We start from the raw sequence: 854 nt of genomic DNA on the forward strand, positions 1-854 counted from the left end.
GAAAGAAGCTCATCGGTTCGGCAGAACCGTGAGAAGGAATAGCCCACGATTTCTTTGTCATAGGCATCAATCACAGCAAACAAGTAGCCCCAGCCATCACGTCCACACCAAATCTTCGTCATATCCACTTGAAAATGCTGATTAGAGCTGGTGACCGGGATCCGGCCCGATTGCTTTTTTCTTTTCGCCGTTCCTCCTTTGGAACGGGTTAGCAAACCTAACTCTTTCATAATTCGGTAAACACGCTTGTGGTTAACACGAAGCTGATAGCGCTTGTACAGCCACACTCGGATTCGGCGGTACCCATTGGTCGGAAATTCTCCGCAAAGCTCTTGGATCTTCTGACGAAGCCCTGCTTCGTCAGAGCGTTCGTGCTTCTTGGGCTCATACTCCTTGAGCAGAGCATATCCGTAGGTGCGATTGATGCGAAGGGCAACCGTGATTTGTGGGACCGAATACCCCTCGCCGTGCAGGATCCGCACCAAATCCCTGGTCTTTACCTTCGGCCCCAGTTCGTCTTTTTTCGGAGAATCTCAATTTGAATCTCCTTTTCACCTATGAGTGCTTTGGCCTTTTCCAGTTCTTTTTCCAACTCCTGTTCACGATTGGAGATGCCCGTTTTCAGGGCACTAAGGCCCCCTTGAATAAAGGCCTCTCGCCATTTGTAATACTGAGTTTGCACAATTCCGTACTCTCTGCAAACAGCAGAGATATTGGCCCCCGGCGCCATTCCAGCCAACACAATCTCCATTTTTTGCTCAGCAGTCCATTTTCGCCGCCCCATAAAAAACGACCCCTTTCTTGCTTCCTTCCATTATACTTTATCTTTCGTCTGGAAGCGTATGGGGTCATTA

The 854-nt window shown here is 49.1% G+C and carries 2 protein-coding genes; both read right to left on the reverse strand.

All coding sequences use genetic code 11. The features are described 5' to 3' along the window. Window positions 1–482, reverse strand: a 482-nt coding sequence (locus JG50_RS0116020) for an IS3 family transposase (protein WP_152568623.1), incomplete at its 3' end; no start/stop codon positions are given. A gap of 14 nt (window positions 483–496) precedes the next feature. Then, window positions 497–784: a transposase gene (locus JG50_RS0116025; RefSeq protein WP_033102141.1), complete on the reverse strand. Its 288-nt coding sequence runs from the start codon at window positions 782–784 to the stop codon at window positions 497–499. Window positions 785–854: the final 70 nt, after the last annotated feature.

It is taken from the genome of Thermoactinomyces daqus (genome assembly GCF_000763315.1).
Taxonomy (GTDB): Bacteria; Bacillota; Bacilli; order Thermoactinomycetales; family Thermoactinomycetaceae; genus Thermoactinomyces_A; species Thermoactinomyces_A daqus.